Origin of the sequence: Streptomyces sp. NPDC051662 (assembly GCF_040681655.1) — a bacterium.
Classification (GTDB): domain Bacteria; phylum Actinomycetota; class Actinomycetes; order Streptomycetales; family Streptomycetaceae; genus Streptomyces.
The window spans coordinates 182,678-190,270 of the sequence record NZ_JBFAZD010000007.1 but is presented as its reverse complement, the minus strand read 5'-3'; the positions used below and the strand labels follow the sequence as shown (position 1 = coordinate 190,270).

General features: G+C 67.6%; 6 protein-coding genes. 5 read left to right on the top strand and 1 reads right to left on the bottom strand.

Annotation, left to right across the window (positions count from 1 at the left end; translation table 11 throughout):
- Positions 1 to 184 precede the first annotated feature (184 nt).
- Positions 185 to 1,216 carry a GDP-mannose 4,6-dehydratase gene (locus AB0M67_RS14635; RefSeq protein ID WP_365745705.1) on the bottom strand — a complete coding sequence of 344 codons (1,032 nt, stop codon included), beginning with the start codon at positions 1,214 to 1,216 and terminating at the stop codon, positions 185 to 187.
- A gap of 275 nt (positions 1,217 to 1,491) precedes the next feature.
- Here AB0M67_RS14635 and AB0M67_RS14630 point away from each other — a divergent pair, with 275 nt between their 5' ends.
- The 5 genes from AB0M67_RS14630 (at position 1,492) to AB0M67_RS14610 (ending at position 7,574) form a co-directional block, all read left to right on the top strand.
- On the top strand, positions 1,492 to 3,258 hold the full coding sequence (locus AB0M67_RS14630) for an ABC transporter ATP-binding protein (RefSeq protein ID WP_365745704.1): 1,767 nt from the start codon (positions 1,492 to 1,494) through the stop codon (positions 3,256 to 3,258).
- Entirely contained in the window at positions 3,227 to 5,080 is a 1,854-nt protein-coding gene (locus tag AB0M67_RS14625) for an ABC transporter ATP-binding protein (RefSeq protein ID WP_365745703.1), read from the top strand. Before AB0M67_RS14630 ends, AB0M67_RS14625 begins: the two co-directional genes overlap by 32 nt.
- 89 nt (positions 5,081 to 5,169) lie before the next feature.
- On the top strand, positions 5,170 to 6,018 hold the full coding sequence (locus tag AB0M67_RS14620; RefSeq protein WP_365745702.1) for a metallophosphoesterase: 849 nt from the start codon (positions 5,170 to 5,172) through the stop codon (positions 6,016 to 6,018).
- Positions 6,015 to 6,698, top strand: coding sequence for a 4'-phosphopantetheinyl transferase superfamily protein (locus AB0M67_RS14615; RefSeq protein ID WP_365745701.1), 684 nt, complete (start codon positions 6,015 to 6,017; stop codon positions 6,696 to 6,698). Before AB0M67_RS14620 ends, AB0M67_RS14615 begins: the two co-directional genes overlap by 4 nt.
- A gap of 75 nt (positions 6,699 to 6,773) precedes the next feature.
- Positions 6,774 to 7,574 (top strand): SGNH/GDSL hydrolase family protein, encoded by an 801-nt coding sequence (locus tag AB0M67_RS14610; protein WP_365745700.1) that lies wholly within the window; start codon positions 6,774 to 6,776, stop codon positions 7,572 to 7,574.
- The last annotated feature ends 19 nt before the right edge of the window (positions 7,575 to 7,593 follow it).

The window sequence follows — 7,593 nt, the reverse complement described above, 5'->3', positions numbered from 1 at the left end:
CTCAACTCAACCCATCTCGACAGCCAGCGGCCGAACATGAATCACGCGGGGCATCTCGCGCTCGCCGTGCAATGCGAAAAATAGAAAGCCACATGGCTTCGCAGCCGTTCAGCGGGAAGCCATGTGGCGAGTGTGGTACGGACCGCTACGGGAATTCCCTAGTCCTCCGCGGCCCTTCGTTCCGCTACCAGTTGGAGGCCAGCAGAAGGTCCCCGTATTCGTGTTCCCTGGAGACCTGATTCAGATCGGCGTCGACCATCATGTGCATCAGTTCGGGGAAGTCGACGCTGGGCTTCCAGCCCAGTTTGGTACGGGCGTGCTCGCTGTCCGCGCAGAGGATCTCCACCTCCGCCGGGCGGACCAGCTCGGGGTCGATGACGACATAGTCCTGCCAGTCCAGGCCGACGTGTTCGAAGGCGATGCGCACCGCGTCGCGTACCGAGTGCATGGTGCCGCTGCCCACCACGTAGTCATCCGGCTCGTCGGGCTGGAGCATGAGGTGCATCGCGCGCACATAGTCGCCGGCGAAGCCCCAGTCACGTACCGCGTCGAGGTTTCCGAGGTGCAGCTTGTCCTGGAGCCCGAGCTTGATCCGGGCGACGGCGAGGGAGATCTTCCGGGTCACGAACTCCGAGCCCCGGCGCGGGGATTCGTGATTGAAGAGCATGCCGGAGACGGCGTACATCCCGAAGGACTCACGGTAGTTGCGGGTGATGAAGTGGCCGTACGCCTTGGCGGCGCCGTACGGGCTGCGCGGGTGGAACAGCGTCGTCTCACGCTGCGGGGTCTCGGCGGCCTTGCCGAACATCTCCGAGGACGACGCCTGGTAGAAGCGGATCTGGCCGTCTCCCGCGGTGCGTGAGCTGTTCAGACCGCTCACCATCCGGATCGCCTCAAGGACGCGGAGGACGCCCATGCCATTGACCTCGGTGACGAGTTCGGCCTGCTGCCAGGACATCGGCACGAACGAGATCGCGCCGAGGTTGTAGACCTCGTCCGGCTGCACGGTGTCGACGGCGGAGACCAGGCTGCCCTGGTCCATCAGATCGCCGTCCACGAACGAGAGTTCGGAGACGAGACGGCTGACCCGGGACTTTCGCGGGTTGGCCTGTCCTCGGATCAATCCCCATACCTGGTAGCCCTGTGACAGGAGATGCTCGGCCAGATAAGAACCGTCCTGCCCGGTAATTCCGGTGATCAGCGCACGCTTGGTCATACCAACCCCTTCTCGACCACGGAGAGACCGCCCAAACGCAGAGCTCGGTCGACGACCTTGCATCGAATACGCTTCTGTCCGGACGATAGACATCGGCACGCTCGCAAGCCGCCGACCACGGTGTCAAGAAATCCCGTGCTTACTAGGGAATTCCCGAGTCAGAGCCCCGTCAGGAAGCCGCGGAGAGACGGAACACTAGTAATTTTCGGGACCGTGATGCGGTGCACTGTGTGCGTCGGCGTTCGGGCCGGCTCTGTCAACCGGAGCGTCTTTCCGTGCTGTTCAGACTTCTGCGTACCCATGTGCGCCCGTACCGGCGAGCCGCCGCCCTGCTGGTCCTCCTGCAACTGATCCAGATCCTCGGCACACTGCTGCTGCCGACGCTGGGCGCCGCCCTGATCGACAACGGTGTCGTCGCCCGGGACAGCGGCTATATCTCCCGGCTCGGCGCGGTCATGGTCGCGCTGGCGCTCGTCCAGGTCGCCGCGGCGATCGGCGCGGTGTCCCTGGCCTCCCGTACGGCGATGGCGATGGGACGCGACATCCGCCGCGTCGTCTTCCGCCGGGTGCTGGACTTCTCCGCCCGGGAGGTGGGCCGCTTCGGTACGCCGTCACTGCTGACCCGGACCGTCAACGATGTGCAGCAGGTGCAGACGCTGACGCAGTCGGGCTTCGGCATCGTGGTGGCCGCGCCCCTGATGTGTCTGGGGAGCGTCGTACTGGCGCTTCAGCAGGACGTTCCGCTGGCGCTGATCCTGGTGGTCCTCGTCGTGGTCGTCGCCGTCGCGTTCGGGCTGTTGCTGGCCCGGATGGGTGTGTTCTACGAGCGGATGCAGACGTATCTCGACCGGCTCGGCCGGCTGCTGCGCGAGCAGATCACCGGCGTACGCGTGGTGCGTTCCTTCGTACGGGACGGCTACGAGCGCGAGCGGTTCGCCCGTACGAGCACGGAGCTGTACGAGGTCTCGCGGCGGGTCGGCCGGCTCATCGCGTCGATGCTGCCCGTGGTGCTGCTGCTCATGAACGGGTTCATGGTCGCCATCCTCTGGGTCGGCGCGCACCGGATCGACAGCGGGGCGACCCGGATCGGCGCGCTCAGCGCCTTCCTCAGCTATCTCTCCCTGATCCTCATGTCGGTCGTGATGGTCGCGTTCGTGTTCCTGTCGGTACCGCGCGCGAAGGTGTCCGCCGCGCGTATCCAGGAGATCCTGGCGACACCGACGAGTGTCTCCCCGCCCTCCGAGCCGGTCCCGGCCGCGTCGGGCGACATCGGCCAACTGGAGCTGCGCGGGGCGGAGTTCCGCTACCCGGGCGCGGAGAAGCCGGTGCTCCAGGGAATCGATCTGACGGCGGGCCCCGGGGAGAGCGTGGCGATCCTCGGCTCCACCGGCAGCGGAAAGACGACACTGCTCAACCTCGTCCTGCGGCTGTTCGATGTCACGGAGGGGGCGGTACGGGTCAACGGCGTCGACGTACGGCGGCTTGACCCCGATGTCCTCAGCCGAGCCGTCGGCTTCGTACCGCAGAAGCCGTATCTGTTCTCCGGGACCGTCGCGACCAACCTCCGTTTCGGGAATCCGGACGCCACCGACGACGAGCTGTGGCACGCCCTGCGGACCGCCCAGGCCGCCGAGTTCGTCGCGAGCATGCCCGGCGGGCTCGACGCCGAGATCTCCCAGGGCGGCACGAATGTCTCCGGCGGCCAGCGCCAGCGGCTCGCCATCGCGCGCACGCTGCTGCGCCGGCCCGCCGTCTATCTCTTCGACGACTGCTTCTCCGCGCTCGACTACGCCACGGATGCCGCGCTGCGCACCGCGCTGGCACCGGAGATCGCGGGTTCGACCGTGATCACCGTCGCCCAGCGGGTCGCCACCGTCCAGTACGCCGACCGCATCGTCGTCCTGGACGCCGGACGCGTGGTCGACAGCGGCACCCATGACGAACTGCTGCGCGACAGCGCCACCTACCGCGAGATCGCCCTCTCCCAGCTCACCGAGGAGGAGACCGTTCATGGTCTCGTTGGCCGGCCCCAGCCCAACTGAGTCCCGCGGGCCCGGCCGCCGGCTCCTCGGCCTGCTCCGGCCGCACCGGCCCCGGATCGCCGTCGCCCTTCTGGTGGGCATCGGCGGGATCACGCTCAACGCGTTCGGTCCGCTCCTGCTGGGCAAGGCCACCGACCTGATCGTGGACGGTCTGCTCGACGGATCCGGCGACGCGTCGCCGGGGGGCACGGGGGTCACCACCGGAGGCGTCGACTTCGGCGCGGTCGGGCACCTGCTGCTGCTCCTGCTGGTGCTGTATGTCGCGGCGTCGCTGTTCATGCTGGCGCAGGGCCGACTGGTCGCGGCCGTCGTCCAGCGCGTGGTCTTCGATCTGCGGGAGAAGGCGGAGGAGAAGCTCGGACGGCTGCCGTTGCGCTACTTCGACCGCAATCCGGCGGGCGAGGTGCTGAGCCGAACGACCAACGATGTCGACAACCTCCAGCAAACCCTTCAGCAGACCCTCGCCGAGCTGATCACCTCGGTCTTCTCCATCATCACCATGCTCATCCTGATGCTGGTGATCTCGCCGTCCCTGGCGCTGATCATGCTGGCGAGCGTGCCGGTGTCGGGGGTGCTCGCCGCGTGGATAAGCAAGCGCGCCCAGCCCCGGTTCGCGGAGCAGTGGGCCGCCACCGGCTCAATGAACGCGCAGGTCGAGGAGGTCTATACGGGCCACTCACTGATCAAGGGCTTCGGCAGGCGCGAGCAGGCCGAGCGGCGCTTCGACGCGCACAACGAGGCGCTGTACCGGGCGGGCGCCAAGGCCCAGTTCGCCTCGGGCACCATCGAGCCCGCCATGATGTTCATCGCCAACCTCGGCTATGTGGTGGTGGCGGTGGTGGGTGCGTGGAAGGTGGTGAGCGGCACGCTGACGCTGGGGGACGTACAGGCGTTCATCCTGTATTCCCGGCAGTTCAGCCAGCCGATCGTGCAGGTCGCCAGTGTGGCGGGCCGTCTCCAGTCCGGGATCGCCTCCGCGGCGCGGGTCTTCACCCTGCTCGACGCCGAGGAACAAGGCCCCGACCCGATCCACCCCGTCCGGCCGGAACGGATCACCGGACGGGTGGAGTTCGACCACGTCGGCTTCCGCTACACCCCCGAGACCCCGCTGATCGATGATCTCTCCCTGACCGTGGAACCCGGCAGTACGGTGGCGATCGTCGGACCGACCGGGGCCGGCAAGACCACGCTGGGCAATCTCCTCATGCGGTTCTACGAGGTCGACGAGGGCCGGATCCTGCTCGACGGCACGGACATCGCGACGATGACCCGTGACGATCTGCGCGCGCAGTTCGGTCTGGTGCTCCAGGACACCTGGCTGTTCGGCGGCACGATCGCCGACAACATCGCGTACGGCCACGCCGGGGCCACCCGTGCGGAGATCGTCGCGGCGGCCCGCGCCACCTGCGCCGACCGCTTCATCCGTACCCTGCCGGACGGCTACGACACCGTGCTGGACGACGAGTCGGCGGGCGTGAGCGCGGGTGAGAAGCAGCTGATCACGGTCGCCAGGGCGTTTCTCGCCCGGCCCGCCGTGCTGGTCCTCGACGAGGCGACCAGTTCCGTCGACACCCGTACCGAAGTCCTGATCCAACGCGCCATGAACACCCTGCGCGCGGGCAGGACCAGCTTCGTCATCGCGCACCGGCTGTCCACCATCCGCGACGCCGATGTGATCGTGGTCATGGAGGCGGGGCGGATCGTGGAGCGCGGCACCCATGACGAACTGATCCATGAACAGGGCGCCTACGCGCGTCTGCACGCCGCCCGCGCCCATGGCTCCCCCCGGCCGGGCGCCGAGGATGCGGTTTCCGGTGGCTGACGCGTCGCCGCCCGCTTCCGCGTAATCTCGAAGGGTCAGCGCGCCGGTCCGATCACCGGCGTGCGAGCCCGACCGATAAGGACGGTATTGTGCCCGACGGAAAACTCCTCGCCGTCAGCGATCTGCATGTCGTGTACGACGAGAACCGCGCGCTGGTCGAGGAACTGCGCCCGGCCTCGGACGACGACTGGCTGATCGTCGCGGGCGATGTCGCCGAGAAGTACGCCGATATCGAGTGGGCGCTACGGCTGCTCAGCGAGCGCTTCGCGAAAGTGATCTGGGCGCCGGGGAACCATGAACTGTGGACCCATCCATCGGATCCGTGCGATCTGCGCGGCGAGAAGCGCTATCTCCATCTGGTGGAGCTGTGCAGGGGGCTGGGCATCGCCACCCCGGAGGACCCCTATCCCGTCTGGCGGGGCGCCGGCGGTCCGGTGGCGATCGCTCCGCTCTTCGTGCTCTACGACTACTCCTTCCGCGCGCCAGGCGCCACCACGACGGAGGAGTCACTGCGGCTGGCCCATGAGGCGGGCGTGGTCTGCTCCGACGAGTACTTCCTGCACCCCGACCCGTTCGCCGGCCGGGACGCCTGGTGCTGGTCGCGCGTCGAGGAGACCGAACGCCGGCTGTCGGCGATCGATCCGTCCCTGCGTACGGTTCTGGTCAACCACTTCCCGCTGGTCCGCCACCCCACGCGCATTCTGTACTACCCGGAGTTCGCGCAGTGGTGCGGTACGGAACTGACCGCCGACTGGCATGTGCGCTTCCGTTCCGCCGCCGTGGTCTACGGCCATCTGCACATCCCCCGGGTCACCTGGCACGACGGGGTGCGCTTCGAGGAGGTGTCGGTCGGCTATCCACGCGAGTGGCGCAAACGCCCGCCCAGGGAGCCGTTGCGGCAGATCCTGCCCGAGCCCGTCGGAGAGGTGGCCCGGTGATCGGGGAGGTGCTGCCCGCCGCGGTCGCCGCCGAGGCGGCCTACGACGACGGGCACGAGCCGGGCGAAGAGCTGTTCCCGCAGGAGAAGGCGCTGGTGGCGAACGCCGTGCCCAAGCGGCAGCGGGAGTTCACCACCGTACGGTTCCTGGCCCGGCGCGCGATGCGCCGTCTCGGGCAGCGGCCCGTACCGCTGCTGCCCAACCGGCGCGGGGCGCCCCAGTGGCCGGAAGGCATCGTCGGCAGCATGACGCACTGCGACGGCTACCGCGCCGCGGTGGTGGCCAGGTCCGCGGAGACGGTGGCGCTCGGCATCGACGCGGAGCCCGACGCTCCGCTGCCCGAGGGTGTGCTGGACGTCATCACGCTGCCGCCCGAGCGGACTCTGATCGCAAACCTCACCGAACGTCACCCCGGGGTCAGCTATGACCGGCTGATTTTCAGCGCCAAGGAGAGCGTTTTCAAGGTGTGGTATCCGCTCACCGGTCGCGAACTCGACTTCTCCGAGGCGGAGATCGACATCGATCCGGTCGAACGGACCTTTCAGGCAAGGCTTCTGGTACCGGGCCCCTTCGTGAACGACCGTCATATCGGTGAATTCCAGGGCCGTTGGATCGCGGAACGGGGTCTGGTGGCCACCGCGATCCATGTGGCACATGAAACGTCATCAGTTTTTCATTGAATCCTTCGTCACTCGCCGTCGTGAACTGCTATCCAGGTGTGGTCCTTGTCCCCCCACTCCTGGAGAAGCATCTCCGTGCGTTCAATAAAGGCACTGTTCGCCGTCTTTCTGGCAATCGTCGCGGCGGTCACGATTTCGCCGTCCGCGTACGCCGCCGACGGTAAGTACGTGGCGATGGGTGACTCGTACGCGGTCGCTCCCGGCACCCGTACCTACGACGACCCCAACCACGAATGCCGCCGTGGCCCGCTGACCTACCCCCGGCTGTGGGCGGCTCAGCACAGCTCGGTGGCGTTCGTCGAGGCGTCGTGTTCGGGTGCGACCACGGCCGAGGTGATCAGCTCCCAGATACCGCAGCTCACCGCGGACACGACACTGGTGACGCTGCAGGTCGGCGGTAACGATGTCGGCTTTGTCGACGTACTGACCAACTGCGTCCTCACCATCGACGACCGGGACTGCCTCAACGGTGTCGCGCTGGCGAAGCAGGCGGCGGAGGCGGTTCTGTCCCCGGCGCTCGCGCAGACCTACGGCGCGGTGCGTGCCGCCGCGCCCAACGCGAGAGTCATCGTCATCGGATATCCCCGGCTCTACACCATCGGGGGTTCCTGCGGCATTTTCGGACTGAGTGACACCGAACGTACCGCGCTGAACTCCGCGGCCGACACCCTGGCCTCCGTCATGTCCGCCCGTGCGGCGGCCGCCGGTTTTGAATTCCTGGACGCCCGACCGGTATTCGACCCGCACACGATCTGCTCGTCCGGTTCCACCTGGGTCACCAGCCTGGAATGGGACAAGCTCAACGAGTCCTACCACCCGAACACCGCGGGCCACCGCGACGGTTATCTGGCCGCTCTGAACGCCCTCACCGGCTGACGGAGCGACCGGCCTGCCG

What these genes read in the sequence shown, in the direction of transcription:
- AB0M67_RS14635 (WP_365745705.1), bottom strand. Translation starts at nt 1,216, where the DNA reads ATGACCAAGCGTGCGCTGATCACCGGAATTACCGGGCAGGACGGTTCT.
- AB0M67_RS14625 (WP_365745703.1), top strand. Translation starts at nt 3,227, where the DNA reads ATGGTCTCGTTGGCCGGCCCCAGCCCAACTGAGTCCCGCGGGCCCGGC.